The sequence below is a fragment of the Moorena sp. SIO4E2 genome (genome assembly GCF_010671945.1).
GTDB classification, from domain to species: Bacteria; Cyanobacteriota; Cyanobacteriia; order Cyanobacteriales; family Coleofasciculaceae; genus Moorena; species Moorena producens.
Genome location: NZ_JAAHIE010000025.1, coordinates 9,054 through 35,522 on the forward strand (window position 1 = coordinate 9,054; position 26,469 = coordinate 35,522).

Genomic DNA, 26,469 nt, shown 5'->3' on the forward strand with positions numbered 1-26,469 from the left:
AATAAAGCAGCACGATGAGGTTCACTGTTTTGTTGTGTCATTTGTTCGAGTAAAGCCACCGCACGACGGATCAATTCTTGATGGTTTTTAGCCAAGTGACAGATGATTAAAACTAGCGATCGCGCTTCCTCCACATCCAGCTTTTTCCGGCCTCCTGAACTTTTGCGCAGGGGATTAGACTGACGCAGACGCCACAATGCTACTCGGTCTGTGATCATTGAGTCTAAATTTAATTCAGCAGCAGCTTGCAGCATCTCCTCTGAACCAATACCTGCTAGAGCTTCTAGACTAAGCAAGACTAAATCTAGCTGGGTTTTGATATTATCGAGATCGATTGAGTCTGCGGCTTGACTCAGAGGCAAATCCTCCCAAGCAGGAGGTGATTTTGGCATCTTGACAGTGGAAACCATAATTTTAGTTTAGTAAAGCAAATTCGGTTTACCCGTCGCTGTTACAGGTTTGGAAACAGGACTACCAAAGATTAAGGTATGTTTCCTGCTGCTAAAGCTTTGGTTTAAAGTTAGAAGATTGAAGGTTAGAAGGTTGAAGGCTAGAAGGTTGAATGTTCACGCATTGCATTCTAACTCGCTAACCTGTTAACCCGCTAACCTGTTAACCGGCTAACCTGTTAACCCGCTAACCGGCTAACCTGTTAACTTATTTAAGGTAAGCAACGGTAACACCAGTCCCACCATCAGATTGTTCGGCTAGCTTAAAACGCTCCACTAGAGGGTGCTGTTCCAAGAAAGCGTGGACACCTTGTCTTAATCGACCAGTTCCTTTGCCATGAATAATCCAGAGTACTCCAAAGTCTATCGCCTTAGATATTGCTTGGTCGATGTCAATCTCTGCATTAGCTACCCGACTTCCTCGAATATCAATGGTATTTTTTGAGGTGCGCACAGCCGTAGCTGGCGGCGAGACTAGAGTTGGGGCAGGATCTGGTTTTGATGTAGTTTTTACCACATTTTCGGGTTTTTGTCCATCCAAAGATTCCACATCTGCTAGGGCAACGGTCATTTTCATTAAGCCAAAGCGTACCGTTAGCTCCCCATTATCTGCGGCACTGAGGATCTCAGCTGTCTGATTCAATCGGGGAATGCGAATGCGATCGCCTACTTTGGGACGGAATCCTGGTTTTGGTTTAGGAGGCGGTGCGGCTGGGATTTGACGCTGGGCAATCTCCTTAAGAGCGTTTGTGGCTTTTTGGGCATTTTGAGCAGTTTGGGAGCCTTGCTGCAACTGGCGAATCACTTGGGCAATTTCTTTCTTAGCTTCTGCGATCGCATCTTGCACAGACCGTTCCTGGGAAAGCTTCAATTCCCGTTCCCGCTCCTGCAAAAGTTTTGCCCGTTCAGAGAGTTTCTGATGGAGAGATTCAGCTTGTTGCAGTAACTGATTGGCCTCTTGGGCTTTAGTTTCCTGAGTGCGCCGTTGAGCTTCTAAACCCGCAATTACCTGATTCACATCTTCCGAAGCTCCCCCCAAAAGGGTTTGAGCCTGATCCACCACCGATGGGTTTAACCCTAAGCGTCTAGCAATGCTCAAGGCATTGGAGCGACCGGGAATACCCCACAATAAACGGTAAGTTGGTGACAGGGTTTGATCATCAAACTCCACCGAGGCATTCTCAAACCGCTCGTCTTGATATTTTAGTGCTTTGAGTTCCCCATAATGGGTAGTCGCAATGGTTAATTGTGTTGTGTTTGCCAGGTATTTCAGTAATGCGATCGCTAATGCACTACCTTCTGCCGGGTCAGTCCCTGCTCCTACTTCATCTAATAGTACGAGTGACGCACGAGGAGTTGAAGGTTGTTTAAGGTTGGCCGGTTGAATGTTGGCCGGTTGAATGTTGGCCGATTGTTCGCGTAGCGTGGCCTTTTGGCCAAGGTTATCTGGTTCAAGGTTAGCCGGTTGAATGTTGTCTGGAAAACCTTGGCCTTGTGGCCACGCTTCGCGAACAACCTTCAACCTGCCAACTTGCAACTCCCTGCCAACTTGCAACTCTTCTTTTGGGGTAGTTATCGCCTCAATAATCCGACTAATCCGACGAATGTGACCCGAGAAAGTGGATAAACTCTGTTCTATAGACTGCTCATCCCCAATATCTGCCAGAATTTGCTCAAACCAAGGCAGTTCTACTGGTTCCCTTGCTGGCACAAATAAACCAGCTTTTGCCATCAGTGCCGCTAAACCAAAGGTTTTCAAGGTAACGGTTTTACCGCCAGTATTGGGACCGGTAATAGCAACTACCCGAATGTAGGACTGAATCTGGACATCAATCGGAACAACTGATGTGCCTTGTTCATGTTTTTGCTGCCACACCAGTAGAGGATGGCGCAGTTGCCGCAGAGTAATGCTTTCATTCTGATTGCGGTCAATGAATCTGGGGGGATTGGCTTCTAACCACAGACTATACCTTGCCTTAGCGGTAGCTAAATCTAGGGTAGTTGCTACAACCAGCAACCGTTCCAAGTCTGCCTTAACTGCTGCTACTTGTTCACTCAAGGCACGACGTACTGCTTCCGCTTCCACTTGTTCTTGCCGCCGCTGGGTTCGCAGTTGATTGCCTAAGCTAACAATGGCCTTCGGTTCCACGTATAGGGTGGCACCGGTACTAGACGTATCGTGAACAATACCAGGAATAGCATCTTTCTGGGGAGCTTTAACCGGGAGTACAAACCGATCACCCCGTTGAGTAATTAACTGTTGCTGTAATGCGCCCCCTTTACGCTGGACAATCCCCTGGAGGATTTCATAAATTCGGTCTCGTAATGATTTCATCTGAGTCCGAATCCCTGCCAGCTTCGGGGTTGCCCGGTCAGCTACATCGCCTCGGTCATCGATACAACGGTGAATTTCTTGTTCAAGTTCTGGGTAGGTGCGGCTGTCAGCCACCAGTTCCTTCAGAATTTCTACATCCTCTTGGTCTTCAATAAACCGCCGTAGACGCCTCACACCAGCTAAGGTTGTTGCGATCGCTAATAGTTCCTCACCGGACAAAATGCCTTGGAGCTCTGCTCTATCAAGAGATTCACCAATATCTTGAATGCCGTCAAAGGTTAGTCCTGTGTCTAAACTAGTTTCCAGTTGGTAGGCTTCTTTGGTTTGGGCTAGCAGGTCTAGGCTTTCCCGTTGAGTTGCTGGGGGGTGGAGATAACGAGCCGCAAAGGCTCCCAGCTTAGTAGCCGCAAAGGTAGCCAGGTGTTGGCACAGGCGGGACCATTCCAGTAGTTCTAAGGTTTCAGATTGAATCAAGGCTCAGAGACAAACGCATACCTCAATTGTATTATCCTATAATTCGGTTAGGACTGGGAAAGTTAAGATTGATCAAATTACCAATTACGTAAGTATTCAGAAGTCAGCGGTCAGCCGTCAGCTTATTTTATTCAAAAGTCTCGTTCCCTTAGCCTGGCCTACGGCTAATGGGAATAGCTGATTGCTGAACGCGCACGCGTGCGCGTAGCGCATATGCTGATGGCTGATGGCTGATGGCTGATTGCTGATTGCTCCTAGCTGATTGCTGATAACTGATAGCTTACCTAATTACTAATTGCCATCTGAAAAAGACAAAAAAAAACCAAATTGGGATATGCTGGGATAAGTTGATGTATGCCCTGCCAGATTTATCCTAAATTCTCCTTCTTCAGATGGTTTAATCGTATGGTAGGGCTTCCCTAAGGTTTTTAGCCCCAGTACGAGTAATGATTACTGAGTCCTGAGTCCTGAGTGGAGCAATTGAGTTTATCCACCTCACCCGATTATCTCATCATTCCACCATTATCAAAAATTTCTACTACTTGTCCGATAACGGTCTGCTGGTGGTATCCGGTAACGTAGGAGTAGGTTTATAGGGCAGAGGAATATACTGTACCGATGGACGTCCACCTTGAGGTTGGGGGTACAAATCCATTAGTTTATAGATAGCTTTAGGTAGACCAACCGTGACAGGTAGACCTAGTTCAGAGGCTTCCTCGACAGTAATCGGACAGTCATGGGTGATTTGACCAGTAGTAAGAAAGTCAATAATTCTATCGATGTGTTCTGGGTCAATCTTCTGCTTAGGGATATCGTCTAGCAGCAACGTTCGCACGAAACGTTGCACCTGCTTAATGGCTTTACCTGCCAAATCAGCCATCATCAAGGTTTGATCCTCAATACTCTCAAGGGGCTTTTGCTCCACAACTCTGAGAATGCTAGCAGCAGTATTCCCTAGTTGAGGGTCAACTGGTCCAAGGACAGCATTGGCATCCATCACAATTTCATCAGAGGCTAGGGCTAACATAGTACCACCACTCATGGCATAGTGGGGTACAAAGACAGTAACTTTAGAAGGATGACGAATTAAAGCTCTAGCAATTTGTTCTGTAGCCAGCACCAATCCCCCAGGAGTATGTAAAATAAGATCAATAGGAACATCTGGTGGAGTTAGACGGATTGCCCTGAGCACTTGTTCAGAATCTTCAATAGATATGTAGCGGGACACAGGGATGCCAAACAAGCTAATAGACTCTTGTCGGTGAATCAGTAAAATTAACCGACTTTTGCGGTTCTCCTCGAATTCTTGCAAAGCTCGAAAACGTCTATATTGCATCTGGCGACGTTGCCACAAGGGCTGCAACGACGAGATGATTAGAAAAATCCAGAACAGATCAAAAAAGTTAAAGCTAAAGTTCATCGCTTACTTACAGGTATCTAGTAGTTGTACCCTTTAGTTTTCCCGTGCGAAGGGATGCTTTATTGCTAATTTTTAGTTTTTTTGGCTTAGTGTTGTGGGCTCATGCTTTGCTATAGAAACCCAGACTGTTTTTAAGTCCTATCATCTGTAGTTTAAGCAACGCCAAAACTCCTGTACATTAACTTAAGTTAAGTTTTGTTACAAAAAGCCAACCTCAGTCATAAAAGTTAAGGGTTAACCCTGATAAGTATTTAGTGACTCAACCCTTGAGTATATGCCCTTACTAATCAGTCTGGTGATTGCCGCAGTAGCTACTTACCTTTCTCTGAACACTACAGAAGAAATCTTGAAAGTGGCATCATTATTAATAGTGATAATTTGCCTGTTGCTAAGCTTTGTTTTTGCTCCACTACTAATTAAAGTGTTGATTGTCGGAATTTTCCTAGTAATTCCGACAATCCCCAAGAAATCTTAAGTCTTGTGGCTGAATGCTTAAACCCACATTCTGCAGGTTGGAGAGGAGATTAGAAAAACCCCTACAATAACTCGTAGAGGTTTGTGAATGATTTCGATTGATTTATTGGTTGTTACTAGATTGCTGAATTAGGCCATCTAAAATAGTTCCGATTGGCTCATTAGCAGCACTAGTAGTACCTTGATACTCAGTTATTTGTGATTTGGTCTGTACTTGTCTAGAACCCAAAAAATCTCAGTTACCCACTAATAGTCAAAATTTTCACCAGGCAAAGCAGGAGTGGTTGTTGGAGGTCGCCGAAACTGGGTTGCCTGTTCATAAGCATAAGCGAATCCCAGTAAGGTAGGCTCACTGTAAGGCTTACCAAAGAAAGTCAGTCCTAGGGGTAATCCCTGCTCAGTAAAGCCCATTGCCACGGAAATGCCGGGAAAACCAGAAACATTGGCTAAGTACCCTGGTATGTAGGGGTCATTTGAGGCACATTGATAGGTTGGATCCTCGATATTATAGAGCGGACCGGCAGGACAAGTCATGGTGGGCCAAATAATCGCGTCGAGATTTTGGGCACTCATAATCGATAAAATCTCCTGGCGAACCCTGGGAAACTCGAAATGGATAATATAAAGATATTCGGTATCAGCCAGTTCTGGATGCTTTAGAGACTCTCCAAACCCTCCGACGCGACCAGGATTGAGAGCCTGTTCTGAATTGACTAATGGGTTAGATAAGCTCATCGAATACATTTCCCTCAGGGTGTCAGGGAATGGAAGCTGGAGGTTTTTTAGGTAACTATCGATCTGGGGTTCAAACTCAGCCTCTGTTACCTCTTCCATGAAAGGCCAGAGGTTTTCCAATTTGGGAGAGAAATCCACCGACTCAACTGTTGCACCTAATTCCCTCAGCTTAGCAACTGCTGCATCAGTTGCAGCATCTACCTCAGGGTTCCCACCCCGAAAATCAATCGCCACCCCAATTCTTGCCCCTTTTAGGGCTTTTTTATTGAGAAACTGGGTGTAGTCCTTATATGTTTTCCCAACACTTTCCAGGGTACGGTAATCATTGGGATCAACCCCTGCCATTACACCCAAAGCGATCGCTGCATCTGTCACGGTTCGAGCCATAGGGCCTGCACTATCAAAGGAGAGGGTTAGGGGGATAATACCATCTCGACTAACCAGTCCCTGAGTGGGTTTGATACCGACAAGACCTGCTACTGCTGCAGGGCCACGAATTGAGCCTGAAGTATCGCTTCCGGTGGCTAAAACAGCAAAATTTGCCGCAATTACAGCCCCACTGCCTCCACTCGAACCCGAAGGATCACGAGTTAATTTGTAGGGATTGCGTGTCAGTCCCCCAAGGGAACTGTAACCTAGCCTACCATAGGATTCAGCAAATTCACTCATGTTTGCTTTACCAAGAATAATGGCTCCTGCCTCTCGCAACTTCTTAACAGTAAAAGCATCATCGGGGGGTAAGGAACCTTCCAGCAGCACCGATCCTCCTGTTGTGGGTAAATCGGTAGTGTCATAGTTATCTTTCAGAATGATGGGGATGCCATGTAAAGGACTTCGCGGTCCTTTCTGCTGGCGTTCTTGGTCTAACTCCCTTGCTTCTTTAAGGGCATTGTTATTGATAGAAATTAGCCCATTAATTTTCGGTCCCTGATCGTCATAGGCTTCAATACGATTGAGATAAAGTTGCACTAATTGTTCGGAAGTGAGTGCATTCTTCTCAAAAGCTTGGTTAATCTCTGCGATTGTTGCTTCCCTGAGACGAAAGGTCTCAGCGACTGCCTCTGAGGGAAAAGTACTCAGACCTAACATGAAAAGATAAGTCAGCCCTTGTTTAGCTATTTGCCACCAGGTCAGTTTTTGTTTCATATATAAATTGAAATTGCCGCATCAAGAATATTACTGATTGAACTAAGAGGATGTTTCACAAGTGATCAGAGGTCAAATTTTAGGCCAAGCGGCGATCCATGATCCGTATCATAGCCAGATAAATCAATGTCTCTGATGTTTGAGCCAATAACTCATAAGTCTCTGACCATATCGACAGCATCCCATCAGCCAACCAAAAGTGCGCTCCACTACCCAACGCTTTTTAAGCAGTACGAAGCTTTTGGTCTGTTGGGGTCGGAGTAAGAATTGTACCATCCAACCGCACAAATCCATGACCCACATGATCAAAGGCTCACAACTATTGCCTCCATCAACCCAAATCAGATACAACCGCGAGACCGCCTTGCCCATCTGTTTGACTTTGTCGAGCACTCGTTTACCGATACTTTTTAGCTACCAAAATCTACCAAAGTACATCTTAGCCCGCCAATGCAAGCTGATTTCTCAGCCAGGGGGTATCTCCCAAAGCGCGAAGAAAAATTCCTCGCGCGCCATTGATGTCCCGTTCGCGAAGCGTGACCAAAGGTCAATCCATTACCTGACCATCAATTCTTGACTTAATAGTCTTGTTACCGCCAATGTTTACTAATTCGCCAGTCCAACTAACAGTTTTACTGGTATAAGCTTCACAGACGTCAACTACAAACTTCCCTGTCTCTTGAGCCTTATGCTTGAGAAACTCTTTGAAACGATAGTGAGCAAATGATAGTAAGTTGCGAACCGTTTTAGATCTGATTTTTCTGTTTCCTTTTTTGGACATTTCAGAAGTTTCAAAAGTAGGAAGCAGTATCACATCAAAGTTATCTACTAGGAATCGGGCAGCTTTGTGATGTAATTCGTTGATCAGATTTTTGATCTTGATGACTATCCGTCTGGCCGCTTTTCTCATCCGATATTTCTGCTTGCCTTTTGCTTTACTTATTTTTGACAAAAGGCAATCGAGATGGGAACAAAGTCGCTGAACCCGAGAAAAGTCACCATTCCCAATCTTACCAACAGAAGTCTCACTAAAAAAGGTCAAAAATGTCCTAACACCGGGGTCTAAAGCCACTACTATACCTTGGTTTTCGGTCTTAATTTGAGTTGTCTTGTGGGGAACTGTTAAGTAGTAGTTCCCATTGGTGCTAGTTAATCGACAGTCCCCAATCTGATCGGGGACTGTCTCAGCAAAGGTCAATCTACCTAGTTTTGTGTGATAAACACCTTTGTCTGAGACAGCTGACTTCGGGATATAACAAGACTGAACTGGATTCTTACGAGACCTAAATCGAACTCGGTTAATTTGCCCAGTCTTCTTAGATTTTTTCTTCGCCTCCCTAACAGCAGTGCAAGCATCCTTAATCGCTATGGATTTAATCTGATAAGGCACTGTCCCGCACCATTCAGGAAGACCATGCAATATTCCGGTTTTAAGGGCTTTCCAGTTAGCTTTTATTTCGCCATTTTGCAGTATTTTGACGGTTTTATTAAAAACATACCGGGACACTCCGAACCACTTACGGACAGTCGCCCTCTGCTGTGCATCCAGGAATATCCGGATCTTTTTTGATTTTTGACCCGTACTTCCTGAGTCCGTGGACAAGGCAACAGAAGACGTGAATGATTCAGAGAAGATCTGCGGTAAGCTCGGATTCTGGACAACTTTCAGGTTGGTCGAGAACCAAGATTTTTCCACCGTTGAGACTGACCGGAGATGAAACCTTAGAGTAGTGCAGCCTTACTACAAAACCTTTACCCTATGCTGCATAATTTACCAACTATAAAGGCTGCACTACTCTTACGGTAACTTCTAACCAAGTACTCAATGAGTTCAAACCCAAATCGGGTAAGTCTGTCTCTACAGGCAACAACAATCGTGAGCTGATCACAGCGCATAAGTCGCTCCAGTATGGTTCTAAGACCAAAGCGTTTGTAGTTAAGTCCTGAACCGATGTCCTGGATGATTTCTGCTTGCGGGAAGAGGGAGTGCATGTAGGCAACTTGTCTGGCAAGGTCGTCAAATTGTTTGCTACTACTGACTCGGCAGTAACAGATTGTAGCCCGTTGAATTCCTTGGCTTTTCCCAAGGCGTTGGAGACTACCTGTGTCAAAGAGCCTGTATCCGCTTGGGGTTCTTTCAGATTTGATCGTGCCATTGTCTGCGTACTTCCTTAAGGTGTTCCTGGAGAGTCCCGTAAGTTCGACCGCCTTACGGATTGGTACTAATGCCATTATTTAAGTCTAACAAATAATTCTAGAGATTGTTAGACTTTGTTAAACTTTTTACTACTGTTTACCAACCCTCAAATTGTTCCGTCCTATAGCAGTCGAAGCAAATAATAGGACATACTAGTCATCAAGTCAATGGTTATTAATTAATTAATAAAAGCCTAGTTTCTGACAGTTACGATTTAAGAACAAAAGTCATGAGTGCTATTGACGATGCCATGGGAAAAACTCAAGCTAGTCATATCTTGGAAATTAGCCGAAATACAATTATCTGCTTAAAAAAGAGAAAGTCAACAGAAAATTATAGGTAAAAAGAGGGTTATAAAAATAGATAAACTCCGAAAATCAGGGATTTTTATTAATTTATTGATATTAAAAAAATCAGTTAATTTAATAACGAAATAGCAAAGTTGTGAAAAAAAAATTATTTATATCACTATAAAGCAAGCCTTAAAAATTATTTTTATCCGAAAAAATAAACTTACGGCTATGGAGAAAATAATGAATAAAAAAGGCAAGATTTTCTAGATAAAATTTCTAAAGCGATGCAGAGGTGCGACCCGTGGCGAATTTAATTACGGGTCAAGCGCACCTAAGCGGTCTTGGGGTTTTCCGCCATGAGCGACTGCCGTGGGCTTGAACGTGATAGGTGATGTCGTTCGGTTGGGTTCGAGCTTTGGGCTTGCCCCGTTTCTGATAGTGGGGTTTCGACACCACAGTGCGGGTCTCCAGTCGATGCCAGGGTAAGCGCTGTTCAAATTGATCGAGACCAGCCCATGCATCTGGCTCACAGGCCAACTCTTGCACGCTCAATTTCTGTAGTTTGGTTTGCCAGTGGGGTGTTGCAATGGCTAAGTTTCTTCTGCAGTTGCTTGAGGTCAGACTCCTTGCGCTTCTGACTTTCCAGCACAAACCAGTGTTGTTGCACTCCTGGGTATTTGCTAGATATTCTCGGATCGGCGATAGCCTTCTATTCCTTTCTCAGTTAATTGTTAATGTGACACTTTAAAGTGCATAATATCGGCTTAAGGTTAATCTTTCAAGAATATTAAAAATACTATACATTTTCCCGATTTCCAAGAAACCAGTCGTTAGGCTGAATATATAGAGCAACAATTCATTCAAAAAACGCGATCGCATACACCCATGCTATTTAACCTAGCCAACCTCCCCTACTGGATCTTTTTGGGTATGGGAGTTCTACTGTTTCTGTTAGTCATTGTTTCTGGTGGCGGAGACGATGACATTGATATAGATGCAGATCTAGATCTAGATGTGGATCTCAATGTAGATGTGGATGTCGGTACTGATACAGATACTGATGCCGATGATGATTTAGGTGGTATTGAAATTCTAGGATGGGTAGGTATCGGCAAAGCCCCCCTAATTTTACTCTTGGCAACAGACTGTAGTCTTTTGGGACTTTTCGGCTGGATGTTCAATGTCATGATTGGTGGTGTTACTGGCAGTATTCCCACTGGGTTTTTGGCAGGGGTGGTATCAGTAATGTCATTGTTCCTGACCCTAGTTACCGGAGGATTCATCTCTCGACCGATAGGAAAAATTTTCGCCTCCTTTGGAGAAGATACCAGTAGCGATCGCTTAATTGGCTGTCAAGGTACAGTTTCATCTGCCACCCTTCCCAAGGAAAACCAAGGCAAAATCGGTCAAGTCGATGTCCTAGATCCAGCTCGTAATTTAGTTACAGTCAATGCCACCTTACCAAATTGGGCAACAGTTACTCCTAAACGGGGGAACAAAGTGTTAGTGATTGACCGACACCATCATAACTATCTCGTAGTGCTTAAAGATAGTGCTGATCAGCAAGCCTGGTTTGACAATGCTTATTAGTCAGCAAGGGCCCACAACCTGCTGTGATGTATATCAGTTCGTCAAGATTATCATAAATTTTCTGATTTTCCCTGATTAGTATATAGAGCTCCATTTATCAGCAAATCGATTTAGCCATGTCAAACTCATCGATGAATACAACAACAGTGCAAACTGTTCCGGTACAGTCATCTATAGCCCAGCTTCCTCCTGGAATTCTATTTTTCCCCGGTGTAATTGGAGGTCTGATTGTATTATTGCTATTAAGCATCTGGGCTTACACCAGAGTTTATGTCATCACCCCCAACAACGAAGCATTTTTGCGGACAGGTGGTGTCTTTGTCAAAAAGAAAACGGTTATTCTCAGTGGCGGGTGTGTGGTTTTGCCAGGATTTCATGAACTTACCCGTATCCCACTCAGAGAAATTTCTATTGATGTTGAGCGAACCGGTAACCTAGCAGTTCGGACCCAAGATTACCTGCGGGCTAATATGCGGGTAACCTTTTATGTCTGTATCAATGCCAATGAAGACGATGTGATTACCGCTGCCCAACGACTATCTCGTGAAGGTAAAATTTCCCCCGAAGATATTAAAGAAGCTATCGAAAAACGGGCGGATGATGCTATTAGAGCAGCAGCCAAGAAAAAGAATTTGGCAGAAATTGATTCCGATAAATTAGGATTTGCTGATGAAGTGTTGAATTTAATTCAGCAAGACTTAAGAAAAGTCGGATTAACCCTCAATAATATCGCGATTTCTGAGATAGAAGAAAGTGATACCTACGATACGAATAACTTCTTTGATGCCCAAGGAGTACGTCTGCGCACGGAAACTATTCAAAAATCAATTCAGCAAAAAACTGAAGTTGAGCTAAATACCAAAGTTGCCATTGAAGAGAAAGAACTCAACGCTGAAAAGCAATCCCTACGCATTGCCCAAGAACAAGAAGAAGCGAAACTGGGTCAAAAGCTTGAGGTTGAAGCCCTAAAAGCCCAGCGTGAGCGGGAAATCGAAGAAGCTAAAGCCACAGAAGCAGCCACAATTCAGCGGACTAAAATTTTACAGAATAAGTCTGTAGAAGAGGAAGAAATTCGGAAACTACTGGCCTTGCAGCAAAGCCAAATTGAAGCCGATATCACCCTAGAGGAAAGGAATAAAGCCCTTAAGGTAGCACAAACCCTGCAAAAACAAGAAGCTGAATTGGCAGAAATTAATCGTCAGAAAACCTTAGAAGAGGAAAAGATTCAACAACAGCTGGGAGTCCAAGCTAAGAAAATTCAGGCAGATATTGAATTAGAAGAACGGAATAAAGCCCTCAAGGTGGCACAAATCCTGCAAAAACAGGAAGCAGAAGTAGCTGAAGTTACTCGTCAGAAAACCGTCGATGCTGCGTTGCTTAATTCTCAGGTAGAATTGGCAGAAGCAGAACGAGAGTCAAAAATTGCTCAACAAGACGCTGCGATCGCAATTTCTGAAAAAGAACGCGATCGCTTCAATTCCGAAGCCGAACGAGCTCAAGCTGAAGCCGCTGTAGCCACGGCTAAGGAAGTAGAAGAGGCCGAACGGCAACAACGCCTTTCTATGATTGCTGCTGAACAAGAAGCCGAACAACGGCGGATTGGTGAGCAAAACGTGGTGGAAATCGATGTATTCCGCCGGTCTCGTCAAGCTGAAGCAGCCAGACAAGCAGCAGAACTAGAAGCTGAGTCGATCCGCACCCTAGCAGACGCAAATCGGGATAAAGCCTTGGCAGAGGCAGAAGGTAAACGATCCCTGATCGAAGCCGAAAATTCCATCAGCGATGCTCAGCTAACTGCTAAAATCATCACTACCATATGGCCAGAGTTAGCCAATCAACTACCAGAAATTGCCAAAGCCTTGGCTCCCCAGCCAGGAATTTTGGGAGATACTCGGATTTACTCCTTCCCCGGTGTCAATGGCAATAATGGTAACGGAGCTAGCAGTGTAGGTGACATCAACAAACTACTACTGTCTACCAGTGGCTTATCAATGATTAATGGTTTGTTAGAGGAAGGCAAGCTAGGGGAGTTGATTAGTCAAATCCGCCAGATGATGACTCACAACAGTAGCACAATCACCAGTAACACAATCACACCAAAGGATAAGAAAACCCCGACCACGGATATCATCCCATCACGGCCAGCAGCAACCTCAAACCTTACCGAAAAAAACCACCTTACCCAGCCAAGCATCAAGAAACCGAAATCAGGGAAAGGCTAAGGTGCGCTTGACCTTGGCGAATTAAATTCGCTATAGGTGGGCTTTCCAATGGGCGAGTAAATCGCCCTTGGATCCCTCCTCAAGGTGCGCGAACGGGCGCGCACCTGAAGTATTAAGAATTCATAATTGATACTTCATGCTTCACAATTCATAGTTTCTTTGTATAGTTCGAGCAATCTTCGCTCCAATTTGATAACCTAGCTAAAATAATCTCGGAAGAAAAACAGCGTGGATATTCAAATTGGGCGAGGTAAGATAGCTCGCAGAGCCTACGGCATCGATGAAATTGCACTTGTTCCCGGACAGCGGACACTCGACCCCAGTTTGGCTGATACTCGCTGGCGTATTGGCGGTATTGAACGAGAAATTCCTATTATCGCCAGCGCTATGGATGGGGTGATTGATGTGTCCATGGCAGTCAAGTTGTCCCAAATTGGGGCAATGGGGGTTCTCAACTTAGAAGGGATTCAAACCCGTTATTCTGACCCATCACCCATTCTAGACCGCATTGCCTCGGTGGGAAATTCTGAGTTTGTTCCCCTGATGCAGGAACTTTATAGTTCACCGATTAAGCCAGAATTGATTACCCAGCGAATTCGGGAAATCAAAGACCAAGGTGCTATTGCAGCTGTGAGTCTGACCCCTGCTGGAGCCAGTAAATATAGTCAGGTAGTGGCAGAGGCTGGTGCTGATTTAATGTTTGTTCAAGCAACAGTCGTTTCTACAGCTCACCTGTCACCAGAGTCCATCAATCCCCTGGATTTGGCACAGTTTTGTCAGGATATGCCCATGCCAGTAATTTTGGGGAATTGCGTGACCTACGACGTTGCCCTCAATTTGATGAAAGTTGGGGCAACTGCTGTCTTGGTGGGTATTGGTCCTGGTGCTGCTTGTACCTCTCGGGGTGTCTTGGGTGTCGGTGTACCTCAGGCAACAGCAGTTGCAGATTGCGCTGCTGCCCGTGACGACTACTATCTCGAAACCGGTAACTATGTGCAAGTGATTGCTGATGGCGGTTTAATTACAGGAGGTGACATCTGTAAGTGTATTGCTTGTGGTGCTGATGGGGTGATGATTGGTTCTCCTTTCGCCCGTGCCAAAGAAGCTCCCGGACAAGGATTTCATTGGGGGATGGCAACCCCTTCCAGCGTGCTACCCCGTGGGACACGAATTAAAGTGGGCAGCACTGGCACACTTGAGCAAATTCTGACTGGACCAGCCCAAATGGATGATGGCACCCACAACCTTTTGGGAGCCTTGAAAACCAGTATGGGAACCCTCGGAGCAAAAAACCTCAAGGAAATGCAACAAGTGGAAGTAGTGATTGCTCCCTCTCTGCTAACAGAAGGAAAAGTATACCAGAAAGCTCAGCAGTTGGGTATGGGTAAATAATATAGTGTCTAGTTGAATACTTATCATTCTTGGTTGTTCATCAATTTAAAATTGAAACTTGACCATTGACAATTACCAAATATTATGGTATTAGATATATCAGCTTTTCTACAGCTTTCTAAAGTTCACTAACAACTGTTGTCAATAGTTCAAGCTCAATAGTTCAAGCTCAATAGTTCAAGCTCAATAGTTCAAGCTCAATAGTTCAAGCTCAATAGTTCAAGCTCAATAGTTCAAGCTCAATAGTTCAAGCTCAATAGTTCAAGCTATGAGTAGATATACTTATCACGCTCACCGCCAATCGTCAAAATTTTTCGACTGGTAGGATTTTTTCAGAAAGTGCCGGAAAACCTGGTATCATTAAATAAATCTATGACATTGAAGCATCAGACAGCTAATCAAATCTGTTTTGTAGTAAATGTCAAATATGCCCAGATTCTGGGCAAGCGCTTTTGGGAAAATCCCAAAAGCTTTGAGAGATACCTCCCCATCAGTTAATGATGTGCTATACAAGGCTTCTGCAGATGCGGCGGAAATGCTGGGTTAAATGTATCTGGCTTGGAAATTGCTGAAAAAAAATCAACGGTGACATACAATGGAAAAAGCGGAGACAAATGTTTCCGTTCACTCCTCACACCACACTCCGCCCGGACCTAGTTCGGGCGGTTCCTTATTTGGCTCATTTTGAAGGTTGTTCGCCTTTGGCGTCCCTTGTAGGGTAGGTTGTTCGCGTAGCGTGGCCAATAGGCCAAGGTTAGCTGGTTGAAGGTTGTTCGCGTAGCGTGGCCAATAGGCCAAGGTTAGCTGGTTGAAGGTTGTTCGCGTAGCGTGGCCAATAGGCCAAGGTTAGCTGGTTGAAGGTTGAAAGTTGAGAAGATAACCTGTAACCTTCAAACTGCCACCTGTAACCTGTAACCTAATAACCTGTAACCTAATAACCTGTAACCTAATAACCTGTAACCTAATAACCTGTAACCTAATAACCTGTAACCTGTAACCTGTAACCTTCAACCTGTAACCTTCAACCTGTAACTTCTAACCGCGTCACCTTCAACCTGTAACCTTCAACCTGTAACTTCTAACCGCGTCACCTGCTGTTCCCGCCCCATGGGAGTGTCAACTTTTGCCCAAGATATTTAATCGGTGTTGTGACTATGGTAGAATTTCGTAGGTACGTAGCAAAAGTATTCGCAAGGATTTCCAGGCATGTCAAAAGCCGCCCCAGTTACAGACTCCAGCTTTCAGAAAGAGGTACTTGAGAGCGACATCCCAGTATTGGTAGATTTTTGGGCACCTTGGTGCGGTCCCTGTCGGATGGTGTCTCCGGTTGTAGATGAGATAGCAGACCAGTACGAGGGTCAGGTGAAAGTCGTTAAGCTGAACACCGACGAAAATCCTAAGGTGGCAGGTGATTATGGTATCCGCAGCATACCAACGTTGATGATTTTCAAGGGAGGTCAACGAGTAGATATGGTGGTGGGTGCAGTCCCCAAAACTACCTTGGGGAATACTCTCGAAAAGCACCTCTAATGGCAAAAGGCTTGTAGGCAAAAGGGGAAATGTAAAAGATTGCTTCCCACCTCCTCAGCTCCTCAGCTATTCGTCACCAATCTTAAATTGACCAACGGACATCTGCAACTTCTGGGCAACCTCTACAGTTGTTCGTAGGGATTGAGAGACTTCCCCAGAAGAATGAGAGGTTTGTCGGGAGGTGGCAGCAATTTCCTGTATTAAGTCAGTAACGTCCCGAGATGTTTTGGCTTGGGAAACTGTGGCGTTAGAAATAGATTGGACTAACTGGTCAATCTCATGGGAGACGGCAACAATTTCTTCTAGGCTCTGTTTAGCCTTGAAAACCATTTGGGTTCCATCAACCACTTGTTTTTTTCCGTCTTCCATGGCTTTGACCACCTCTTGGGTTTCCTGCTGAATGGTGTCAATCACCTGTTCAATGTCTTTGATGGCATTGGCTGACTGGGTTGCTAGTCTACCCACTTGTTCCGCAATCACTCGAAACCCTTCTCCCTCTTCTCCCGCACGGCTCGCTTCAATCCCAGCATTGACTGACAGTAAATTAGTCTGTACGGCTATTTCCTGTACCAACCCCACTACTTTAGCAATCTCCTGAGAAGATTCCCCTAGCAGCTTTACTTTTTTTGCTGTGTTGACTACAGTCTCTCGCAAATTTACAATAGTCTTAACTGTGCTATCCATGGCTTGCCCACTAGTAAGGGCAGCGTTTGAGGCGATGTGAGAAACGTCTGCTGCTTGGCGGGCATTTTTTGAGACGGCTTCAATCGAGTACATCATCTGCTCAATAGAGCTTAGAGTGTTGGTAACCTTATCTGACTGCTCGATGGCTTGCTGGGCTAATTCACCCACTGCCTGTTCATCAGCAGCAACAGCAGTATTAACTTGGGTCGAGGCAAGTTTGACCTGGATCACAATTTGCCGCAAACTTTCAATCAGGGCATTGAAGAAGTCCGCCACTGTACCAATTTCCCCCTCACCCACTTCCGCCCGGACTGTGAGGTCTCCCTTGGCAGCATTTTCCACATTATACAAAAGTTCCAGTACTTGGTGCTGGAGTGCTTCTTTTTGCTGACGTTGTTCAATAGCATTTAACTCCGCCGCCCGGCGTGCTTGTTCGATTTGGTCAGAGGTTGATGCTGCTTTCTTTAGCGCTAAGTCCGCGTCTACTCGTGCTTGTTGTAACTGTTCAAACAGATCAGCTTGGTTGAGGGCAAAGCCAATCTGAATCGCCAATTGCTTTAATAAATCCGCCTCTTCTGGCTGCCAGTCCCGTGGCTCAGAACACTGGTGAGCACATAATAAACCTACCAGTTCCTCCTCATGCAAAATGGGCGCAACTATGTTGGCTTTGACCTGTAGCCGTTCGAGAATCTCACAGTGGCAGCCCGTTAAGCTAGCTTCATAAACGTTATGGCAAACCCAAACTCGCCCGCTTCTGAACCGATCCACAGACCCTGGCCGCAATGGGTCATTGATAAATTTCCCCATGGCTTGAATCCAACCAGGTGCTACGGATTCCGCCATGATTGTTCCACTATCCCACCCTTCATTGAATCTATAGATCACCACCCGGTCGGTTTGCAAGATGCTGCGAACTCCATCTACTGAGGTACTGAGGATATTTTCTGATGTCACAGATTTATAAATAAGGCTGGTAAACTCAGCCAATAACTGGGAGCGCTCCGCTATGGCTTGCTGCAGAAAAGCCTGTTGAGCGAGAGCTTCTTCCTTAGATACGATGTTGTCAGCAAGTTTATTGAAGGTATCTGCCAGTTGACCAAGTTCATCAGTAGCTATTACCTCAGCACGGGTTTGGCGATCGCCTGCTGCAAATTTATGGGTAGTCTGGTGTAGCCTTTTAATCGGTTCAGCAATAGACCGCCCCAGCAGAATTGCCAAAAATACATCTATTGCTAATGCCAAGAACCCAATCGACCCTTGTACCAGTAGGCTACCTGTAAGAAAATCATTCAGGTCAGATTCGCTAGTCCCCCGGACTAATACTGCCACCGGTTCTCCCTGAGAATCCATTAGAGCTTTTGCTGCCATGGTGTAGGTTTGCTCTCCTACCTTCTGACGGTCGGTAACTAACTCGCCCACTTTACCAACATTAACAGCTTTCTCAAGTAGGGATTGGTTAGGTAAGGGAAGATCAGATTGGGCTTGCTCCAAATTGGCAGCTTTACCTTGGTCTAAGGCTGTTACTAAAGCAAATTCTCCCGAAGGCTGACGCAAATAAACAGCACTGTAGCCTCCGTTAAAGGTTTTCAGGGTTTCCTTGACAATCGGTTCCTTGCCATTAACAATATCCCCAGAAACCAAAGCACCAATCACCTCGTCAGTTTTTCGGTCTTTTACTGGTGTGACCGTGTAACGAATTAGGGCACCTTGCTTTAGGGCATCTTGCTTGATCAACCCCTCAGGCAAAGGGGGTGATTCTTTTTTTAATTCTTCCCAGCTTACAATTTGATTGGCTGTAATTTGCTGAGACTGCTTGAGGACTTGACTAACCAGGTTATTGGGATCAAACCTTTCTTCTTTCCGGTCAGCATTAGCATTAACAATAATTCGTAAATCTTTGTCCACCAGAGTGGCATATTCAATCTGGCGAGCCTTAACTTCATTCTGGAGAATCTGTTTAACTTGTCCCTTTAATGACTTGGACAATAACTGATTTCTACTATGGGCAAGAGCAGCTTCAATAATAGCAGTATTTTCCGATTGACCACGGAAACCAAACCCCATTTGGTTGATTTTAATGTTGTAGTTGATTTCTGTGACAGCCAATTCTGACTGAGATTGTCCACGTAATTGTGCTCTTCCTCCGAATATAATTAATATTGCTCCTACACCCATTAGTGCAGCCACAGAGATTACTTCGGAGGAAAACAAACTAACAATTTGCTTACTCCTAACTGGTAAGTTATAAAACCATTGTAGGCGTGATTTTTTGCTTTGTTGAGAATAAGAAATTCTGAGGGTAGTCGTTGGCTTGATTACGGGGCGCAATTGTCTACCTGTCATTATTAAGTAACTATCCAACTAGTTTAATTAAAAAAAAATAAAAAAAATTATAAGTATCTTATTATTTTTTTTATTTGAATTTTTTGTGATTTCAATAAAATAGAATAAATTTTATTTTTTTTATAGCGGAGCTCATATTAATGAGGTACAGACACCTATTTTTACCCTGTGCCCTGATCCGAAGTTCCCTGTTCCCTAAAATCCAAAACTTGTGTACTTCACCTATTTGATGATAAATGCTATAATTTTTATGACAGTACTGTGTTGCCTGTAATATCGCTAGCCACAAAAAAAAAATAATCGCAATAATAACAGAAATAAATTACTTTAAATTAAATCGATTTTTATCTATTACTTTTATCTCTTAAAAGAGATAAATTATTAGGGGCTAATTAGTGTTATGACTCCTATGAATCAAATGATGTGAATCAACTGATGACTCAAACCACAGCCAACTTAACAATGTCCACTAGCTGCTGTTTAGAAAAAGGTTTGGTGAGATAGGCATCAGCCCCTTGTTTCATACCCCATAGACGGTCGATGTCCTGATTTTTAGAAGAACAAATAACAATGGGAATGCTAGTGGTATCCCGATGGTTCTTCAGGCTGCGGCACAACTCAAAGCCACTCATTCCTGGCATAACTATATCTAGAACTATAACATCAGGTTTTTCCGTTACTGCCTTATCCAAAGCATCTTTAGCATCGGCAATACAAATAACTGTGTTACCACTTTCCCGTAGGTATCTAGCCATTAACTCTAACTGAGCCAGGTTATCTTCAACAATCAAAACTTTACTCATAGTTCAATTAATTGGTGTTTAACACTATAATCTAATCATGAACTTGTTGACTGTTGACTATTGGTTTACTATTGACTGTTGACTGTCCAATAGGGTCAACTCAACAAAAAACGTTCAATTCAATAAACTTTTCAAGTTTAGTCAAGTTTGATTTTCATTGACCTAGTAAAAAATAAAACTTTTATAAAACTTTTATAAAAGTTTTATAAAAGTTTTATAATTAATACGGCTAATTAGACCGGTTCTAGCTTACTGCTATGGACTTAATCCAAAGACAGTAGTAGAGTCAGTTGACTGGAGCATACATAATAAAATAACCCCAAGACCAACGGATTAGTGTTAGCTACCGTCAACTGAGGAATTGCTTAAATTTTATACATATGCACTTGACAAGCTCAAGCAGAGCTGTAGAAATGCACTAAATTTGCGCTGTTTAAATTAAGACATATGTCTTAGTTCAATATATCCAAAAAATTTTAGCTTGTCCACGGGGCTAATAAGATAAAATACCACGGGAATGACTAAAATGCTCATGACTGGTATATCTCCTACAGCAACTCCACGGGAAATCCACCGACAGCAATTTCCGGCATTAGCCCACAAAGCCTATTTCAATTTTGGGGGCCAAGGGACTCTGCCTCTGGCATCTCTAAATGCTATCCAACAAGCCTATGAGTATCTGCAGCGCTATGGCCCATTCTCTGGTAAAGTCAATGACTGGGTTACCGAGGAATCCCACAAAACTAGAAGTGCGATCGCATCAGAGTTGGGGACATCAGCAGACACCATCACCCTAACCGAAAATGTTACCGTTGGCTGCAATATTGCGATGTGGGGGATTGATTGGCAACCGGGTGATCACATCCTGATGAGTGATTGTGAACACCAAAGCATTATCGCTACTGCCCAGGAAATTTCCCGTCGGTATCAGGTAGAGGTATCTACTTGTCCAATTATGGCAACTCTAAATCAGGGAGACCCCACTAAAACTATTGAGCAATACTTACGACCTCAGACCCGATTGGTGGTATTGAGTGATCTACTTTGGAATACCGGTCAAGTATTGCCAGTCAAGGATATTACTCATGTGTGTCACAACTACGATCAGAGTAGCCAATTGGTGAGGGTTCTAGTGGATGCAGCTCAGTCAGTAGGTTCTTTGCCGTTAAACTTAACCGAACTGGGGGCAGATTTCTATGCCTTTACCGGTCACAAGTGGTGGTGTGGCCCAGCAGGAGTGGGAGGTCTCTATGTGAGTCCAGATGCCTTGGGCAGCCTCAATCCTACATTTATTGGTTGGCGGGGGATTATTCTGGATAAAGCTGGGAAACCTGTGGATTGGCAACCAGATGGACAGAGATTTGAAGTGGCTACCTCGGCTTATCCCCTGTATGGAGGATTACGTAGTGCGATCGCAATTCATCAGCAATGGGGAACTGCTGAGGAACGTTATCACCAAATTTGTCAATTGAGTGAATACCTATGGCAAGGCTTATCGAAATTAGAAGCAGTCAGCTGTTTGGCTACTTTACCTCCCAAAGCTGGTCTGGTGTCCTTTGTGTTGACTAATGGCAAGCGCCATAACACCTTAGTAGAGTTTCTGGAGCAGCAAGGCTTTTTGCTACGAACTCTCCGAGACCCAGACTGTGTCCGTGCCTGTGTTCACTACTTCACCCAGCCGGATGAAATTGATAGGTTGATTGAGGCCATTGATGGGTTTAGTTCTGATAATTAATCAGAAAAGCTTAAGTCAAAGCTTAAGTCAAAGTTTAAGGAAAGATGCACCCCATTAGATAGTCATGGCCTACGATTCACACACATTTCATACTTTCAATAATGAGGGGTTAGTGTTTGCGATCGCATTTGCAGTTAGGTTTGTTTTGTATTAGTTGATGTCTTTTTTCGTTGACGATTGACCGATTGACCCTTAACGGTTGATAGTTCACTGTCTTGATGCAATAGCGAGTGGGGGAAACCACGGCAATAGCGAGTGGGGGAGACCACGGCAATAGCGAGTGGGGGGAACCCCCTTTGGCGGCGCTGCCTCCCCAAGACCGCGCTGCCTCCCCAAGACCGCGCTGCATCGCTGTCAACCGTTAATATCATGTCAGGATAATTAGCCTCTTCTACATCATGGGTAATCATTAATATAGTGCAACCCGTTCGCTGCCAAATCTGGAGTAGAAACTGTTGCATGGTTTCCTTATTTTGTATATCCAGTGCGCCAAAGGGTTCATCCATCAGCAGGATCTTAGGATGACAAGCTAGAGATCTTGCGATCGCAACCCGTTGTTTCATGCCCCCAGATAATTCTTTTGGATAGGACTTAGCAAACCCAGACAGCCCAACCACATCTAAATAATAAGCAGCCTGTTCGAGGCGAAAATGCAATCAGCCAGGTCTAACTAAAGGGAATCACTATGCTAGAGTATCACCCACTACAATACCTTTATATTTGCCTTTCTACACTAAACTACTCAATACTAAGTACTAAACTACTCAGCACTGACCCACCCCATGTCTCAACCCAAAGTCTTGATAACTCGCCGCCTTCCTGATACCAGACTCGAACAACTCCACCAAATCGCCAATGTGGAAATCTGGCCAGAGCGTCAACCGCCTCCCTACGAGGTATTGCTGAACAAAGTCAAAGAAATCGATGGCTTACTGTGCCTACTCACAGATTCCATTGACAAGCAAATCATCGAAGCTGCACCATCCCTCAAGGTAATCAGCCAATTAGCAGTAGGTTACGACAACATTGATATCTCTGCTGCCACCATCCGGGGTATCCCCATTGGTCATACTCCTGGTGTGCTGACTGAGGCTACAGCTGACTTAGCCTGGATGTTACTAATGGCAACAGCACGGCGAGTGATTGAAGCAGATAAATTTGTACGTGCTGGTGATTGGCAGACTTGGGAACCTACTTTATTGTTAGGACCAAACATCACCGGTGCTACTTTAGGAATTGTTGGGTTTGGACGCATTGGTCAAGCTGTTGCTCGTCGTGGGCGAGGGTTTGATATGGAAATTCTTTATTACAGTCGGCATCGACGGGACTCAGAATTAGAACAATCCCTTGGTGTAAAGTATGCTGAATTCGACGTGTTGCTAAGGCAATCAGACTTTATTACCATTCACACTGCTCTGTCTGAAGAAACCTACCATCTATTTAGTACTCCCCAGTTTGAGCTGATGAAATCCTCAGGGATCTTGATCAACACCGCACGAGGAGCAATCGTAGATCCAGAAGCATTGTACCAAGCTCTGAGGAATGGTCAAATCGCTGGGGCTGCTCTGGACGTAACTAAACCAGAACCTATTCCTATGGATAGTCCTTTGTTGACCTTGGATAATCTGATCATTACTCCTCACATTGGTAGTGCAACGTACCAAACGCGATCGCAAATGGCTACGATGGCGGTGAATAATCTTATTGCTGGACTTTTGGGTAAACGATTACCCTATTGTGTGAATCCACAAGTTTATTAGATTAAATCAGTTTCCTTCAGTTCTAGGATTTGTCTGCAAACTACTCGATCAAGAAAAGTAGGGTGTAAGACAGTGGTAATTTATCATTGCTTCCCCTACTTCCCCTGCCTCCCTTGGCTCCCCTGCATCGCTACACCAAGGGTTTTTAGACCCAAGCAGACATGCCCTAGCTTTTAGCCAACTCCCTGAGATCGAACTCAAGTAAAAGAAATCGGGAGCATCCCATTTTTGCCCATAACACTTTCAATTATGTTTTTAAACCCTAGTACTCTCGTTAGTTTGAGCCATGGATTTGCCAAATTGGGATGCTCCCAAGAAATCTGTAGGTTTATCATTTCAGAACCTATCGGTGAGAAGTGTGAAGTACCCCAACCTGCAACGCTCTCGGTTGGGGCTTCCAATTCTCAACTCAAATCAGGGACGGTCTTATTCGTCAAAAGGGTTTCCCGCTTCATCCGCCGACGCCTCAAAAAGCCGCGCTAGAATTGGTCTTACTCAGCGTCCACAGGCAGACATCCGCCTTCCGCAGATGTATAGTGTTACGACAGACTCACCTTGGAATTACAGCATCTATGGCTAACCAGCCGGGGCAAGTCTCTTCCCTGAGCTCTGCTAGTACTTTTACACCTTTAAGGTAGCCTTTTAGTCAGTCAGGCGGGTCATCGACCAACTTTATTATATCACGAATCGTCGTAGGTTATCGTCTCGCTATCCATCCCGGATAGCAAGTTTTGTTAAAAAATACCATAGCTTTCATCTCCAACCTGCGGAATGTACGCTATAAATCGCTGATTAAGATGTTTTGAAAACTTCTCGGGAGTGCAAATGACTGAAAATTCTTCTGAAAACCCCTTGTTTGAAAGCCCAGGCAGTAACAGTTCAAATTCTTCTGAGGCGGAACGTGCCCTGGAGCGTGAAGCTCAACTACCATTGACGGGATGGCAGCAGGAGGTGTCAAAGGGGCTCGAATACGGGCTGGAAGCGGCAGAGAGTATTAGCGATCGCACCATTCCCACCTTTTCGCGGGGTGAACTACCTCACTACGCTGGGATCAATACCTTCCTCAAAGCGCCCTATCTCGAAGATGTTCGCCAGGTTGAGGCATACGATGTGGCCATTGTTGGGGTTCCCCACGACTCGGGAACCACCTATCGCCCTGGAACCCGCTTTGGTCCCCAAGGCATTCGCCGCATTTCTGCTTTGTACACCCCTTACAACTTTGAGTTGGGGATTGACCTACGAGAGCAAATTACTCTCTGTGACGTGGGAGATATTTTTACAATTCCAGCCAACAACGAAAAGTCATTTGACCAAATTTCTAAGGGCATTGCTCACATCTTCAGCTCTGGAGCGTTTCCCATCATTTTGGGAGGGGATCATTCCATCGGATTTCCTACCGTTCGGGGTATTTGTCGGCACTTAGGGGACAAGAAAGTTGGGATTATCCACTTTGATCGCCATGTAGATACCCAGGAAACTGACCTGGATGAGCGGATGCACACCTGCCCTTGGTTTCATGCAACTAACATGAGGAATGCTCCAGCCAAGAACTTAGTGCAATTGGGCATTGGCGGTTGGCAAGTACCTCGCCAGGGAGTCAAAGTTTGTCGGGAGCGGGCAAGTAATATCCTGACAGTAACCGATATCACTGAAATGGGATTGGATGCAGCGGTAGAGTTTGCCCTCGAACGGGCACTAGACGGTACCGACTGCATTTATATCAGCTTCGATATTGACTGTATCGATGCTGGTTTTGTTCCTGGTACAGGCTGGCCCGAACCGGGCGGACTGCTCCCCCGGGAAGCTCTGTATCTACTGGGCAAGATAGTTCAGCAGGCTCCTGTTTGCGGTTTGGAAGTAGTGGAAGTCTCACCGCCCTATGACATCAGCGACATCACTGCCCTGATGGCAACTCGCGTCATCTGTGACACAATGGGGCACCTAGTGCTATCCGGTCAACTGCCGCGCCAGGAAAAACCCTCCTACATTCATCCAGAAGCGCAGCCGGAATTAGTAGAGTGGACTTGAAGGTGGATTTTAACAATGCATGAAACTGACATGACCAAGGCACTAATTGTGACCTTGCGCAATTGGTGGCAAGCACAGCCAGAGCGACCCAAAATTTCCTGCGTCCATCTGACAGTAGGCCAGTTCACTGGTGTCGAACCTGTGAGTTTGGAATTCGCCTTTAAAGCTCAAATTTCCAACACCTTTTTGTCTGGTGCAAAACTGGTGATTCAGGAAACCCCCTTAATTGCCTTTTGCCATCAGTGTCAACAAGACTATCGGCCTGAGATTGATAGTCAATATGCTTGCCCTGAATGTAAATCACCGATGGAAGACATCCGCTCTGGGCGAGAATTAAAGATTGACCGACTTGAATACTGTGGCTCTGCTGTTGAAGCCGATATACCACAGCTTTGATGCAGCTCTGGAAATTAACCTGCTCGATTAGATTGATTTATGAATTACCCCAATAATGATTAGAAGGGTAATCAAAAAGCGATCGCTAGGAGCTGTAAGCGATCGCTTTTTGGTATTTATTACTAACTTTTGAAAAAGTATAAAAAAACCATAATTTGAGGTACATGACTTTTATTATGGGTAGATAATAAAGTATTTTGTTTAGGTGCTTAATCAAGATATTGAAGTATGAATTTAGATCATTTTAAGCACCTAAACAAAATTAATTACCTATTCCCAATCTCTGTAACCCTTACAGTGTAAGGTTTTGAGTTTTTAACAATGTGTAATTAATTTGGGTGCGGCTCTTTTAAAAGTACGGTAGACTAGATCTCAGTAAAACTGACAAATTAGTCAGAGTAATAGTTTGAGTCAATACCTCCTGGTGGGTGACCAGCTGAAAAAGTCAGCAGTAGTTCAGGAA

Annotated in this window: 19 protein-coding genes and 1 pseudogene; 8 read left to right on the plus strand and 12 right to left on the minus strand. The window is 44.5% G+C overall.

Annotated elements, in window-relative coordinates:
- From F6K37_RS05230 to F6K37_RS05265, 8 genes are all read right to left on the minus strand, one after another.
- On the minus strand, positions 1–410 hold a 410-nt coding region (locus tag F6K37_RS05230), incomplete at its 3' end, for a DUF3038 domain-containing protein (RefSeq protein WP_287248679.1).
- Between the two features lie 247 nt (positions 411–657).
- The gene (locus tag F6K37_RS05235) at positions 658–3,258 is read right to left on the minus strand and encodes an endonuclease MutS2 (protein ID WP_287248681.1); all 2,601 of its coding nucleotides are present in this window, start codon (positions 3,256–3,258) and stop codon (positions 658–660) included.
- Between the two features lie 538 nt (positions 3,259–3,796).
- Positions 3,797–4,678, minus strand: coding sequence for an SDH family Clp fold serine proteinase (locus F6K37_RS05240; protein WP_287248683.1), 882 nt, complete (start codon positions 4,676–4,678; stop codon positions 3,797–3,799).
- Between the two features lie 720 nt (positions 4,679–5,398).
- A complete protein-coding gene (locus F6K37_RS05245; protein ID WP_287248684.1) occupies positions 5,399–7,033 on the minus strand; it encodes an amidase family protein in 1,635 nt (544 codons plus the stop codon).
- 123 nt (positions 7,034–7,156) lie between these two features.
- Positions 7,157–7,426, minus strand: a complete 270-nt coding sequence (locus tag F6K37_RS05250) for a DDE transposase (RefSeq protein ID WP_008191471.1) — start codon at positions 7,424–7,426, stop codon at positions 7,157–7,159.
- 154 nt (positions 7,427–7,580) lie between these two features.
- A complete protein-coding gene (locus F6K37_RS05255; protein ID WP_008191473.1) occupies positions 7,581–8,729 on the minus strand; it encodes an RNA-guided endonuclease InsQ/TnpB family protein in 1,149 nt (382 codons plus the stop codon).
- Between the two features lie 56 nt (positions 8,730–8,785).
- On the minus strand, positions 8,786–9,265 hold the full coding sequence (locus F6K37_RS05260) for an IS607 family transposase (RefSeq protein ID WP_008191475.1): 480 nt from the start codon (positions 9,263–9,265) through the stop codon (positions 8,786–8,788).
- Between the two features lie 579 nt (positions 9,266–9,844).
- Positions 9,845–10,075 carry a hypothetical protein gene (locus F6K37_RS05265; RefSeq protein WP_131826843.1) on the minus strand — a complete coding sequence of 77 codons (231 nt, stop codon included), beginning with the start codon at positions 10,073–10,075 and terminating at the stop codon, positions 9,845–9,847.
- A gap of 333 nt (positions 10,076–10,408) precedes the next feature.
- Here F6K37_RS05265 and F6K37_RS05270 point away from each other — a divergent pair, with 333 nt between their 5' ends.
- The 3 genes from F6K37_RS05270 (at position 10,409) to F6K37_RS05280 (ending at position 14,727) form a co-directional block, all read left to right on the plus strand.
- Positions 10,409–11,113, plus strand: a complete 705-nt coding sequence (locus tag F6K37_RS05270) for an OB-fold-containig protein (protein WP_008191480.1) — start codon at positions 10,409–10,411, stop codon at positions 11,111–11,113.
- Positions 11,114–11,229: 116 nt separating this feature from the next.
- On the plus strand, positions 11,230–13,335 hold the full coding sequence (locus F6K37_RS05275) for a flotillin family protein (RefSeq protein ID WP_287248690.1): 2,106 nt from the start codon (positions 11,230–11,232) through the stop codon (positions 13,333–13,335).
- Positions 13,336–13,563: 228 nt separating this feature from the next.
- Positions 13,564–14,727, plus strand: a complete 1,164-nt coding sequence (locus F6K37_RS05280) for a GuaB3 family IMP dehydrogenase-related protein (protein ID WP_008191485.1) — start codon at positions 13,564–13,566, stop codon at positions 14,725–14,727.
- A 624-nt stretch (positions 14,728–15,351) separates the two neighbouring features.
- On the opposite strand, the gene F6K37_RS05285 is transcribed toward F6K37_RS05280, so the two are convergent.
- Positions 15,352–15,525: a hypothetical protein gene (locus F6K37_RS05285; RefSeq protein WP_287248693.1), complete on the minus strand. Its 174-nt coding sequence runs from the start codon at positions 15,523–15,525 to the stop codon at positions 15,352–15,354.
- Between the two features lie 408 nt (positions 15,526–15,933).
- Between F6K37_RS05285 and trxA the strand changes: the two genes are divergently transcribed.
- Positions 15,934–16,257: a thioredoxin gene (trxA, locus tag F6K37_RS05290; RefSeq protein WP_008191489.1), complete on the plus strand. Its 324-nt coding sequence runs from the start codon at positions 15,934–15,936 to the stop codon at positions 16,255–16,257.
- Positions 16,258–16,323: 66 nt separating this feature from the next.
- Here trxA and F6K37_RS05295 read toward each other — a convergent pair whose 3' ends face one another.
- Both F6K37_RS05295 and F6K37_RS05300 read right to left on the minus strand, forming a co-directional pair.
- Complete coding sequence (locus F6K37_RS05295) at positions 16,324–19,284, minus strand: methyl-accepting chemotaxis protein (protein WP_287248696.1); 2,961 nt, start codon at positions 19,282–19,284, stop codon at positions 16,324–16,326.
- A gap of 440 nt (positions 19,285–19,724) precedes the next feature.
- On the minus strand, positions 19,725–20,087 hold the full coding sequence (locus F6K37_RS05300; RefSeq protein ID WP_008191493.1) for a response regulator transcription factor: 363 nt from the start codon (positions 20,085–20,087) through the stop codon (positions 19,725–19,727).
- Positions 20,088–20,619: 532 nt separating this feature from the next.
- Here F6K37_RS05300 and F6K37_RS05305 point away from each other — a divergent pair.
- Entirely contained in the window at positions 20,620–21,822 is a 1,203-nt protein-coding gene (locus tag F6K37_RS05305) for an aminotransferase class V-fold PLP-dependent enzyme (protein WP_008191495.1), read from the plus strand.
- Between the two features lie 383 nt (positions 21,823–22,205).
- Here F6K37_RS05305 and F6K37_RS05310 read toward each other — a convergent pair.
- A pseudogene (locus tag F6K37_RS05310) lies at positions 22,206–22,469 on the minus strand (ATP-binding cassette domain-containing protein); the annotation flags it as partial.
- A 135-nt stretch (positions 22,470–22,604) separates the two neighbouring features.
- Here F6K37_RS05310 and F6K37_RS05315 point away from each other — a divergent pair.
- From F6K37_RS05315 to hypA, 3 genes are all read left to right on the plus strand, one after another.
- Positions 22,605–23,582, plus strand: a complete 978-nt coding sequence (locus F6K37_RS05315) for a 2-hydroxyacid dehydrogenase (RefSeq protein ID WP_287248701.1) — start codon at positions 22,605–22,607, stop codon at positions 23,580–23,582.
- Between the two features lie 825 nt (positions 23,583–24,407).
- A complete protein-coding gene (gene speB / locus F6K37_RS05320; protein ID WP_287248703.1) occupies positions 24,408–25,610 on the plus strand; it encodes an agmatinase in 1,203 nt (400 codons plus the stop codon).
- Between the two features lie 15 nt (positions 25,611–25,625).
- On the plus strand, positions 25,626–26,006 hold the full coding sequence (gene hypA / locus F6K37_RS05325; protein ID WP_287248705.1) for a hydrogenase maturation nickel metallochaperone HypA: 381 nt from the start codon (positions 25,626–25,628) through the stop codon (positions 26,004–26,006).
- Positions 26,007–26,469: the final 463 nt, after the last annotated feature.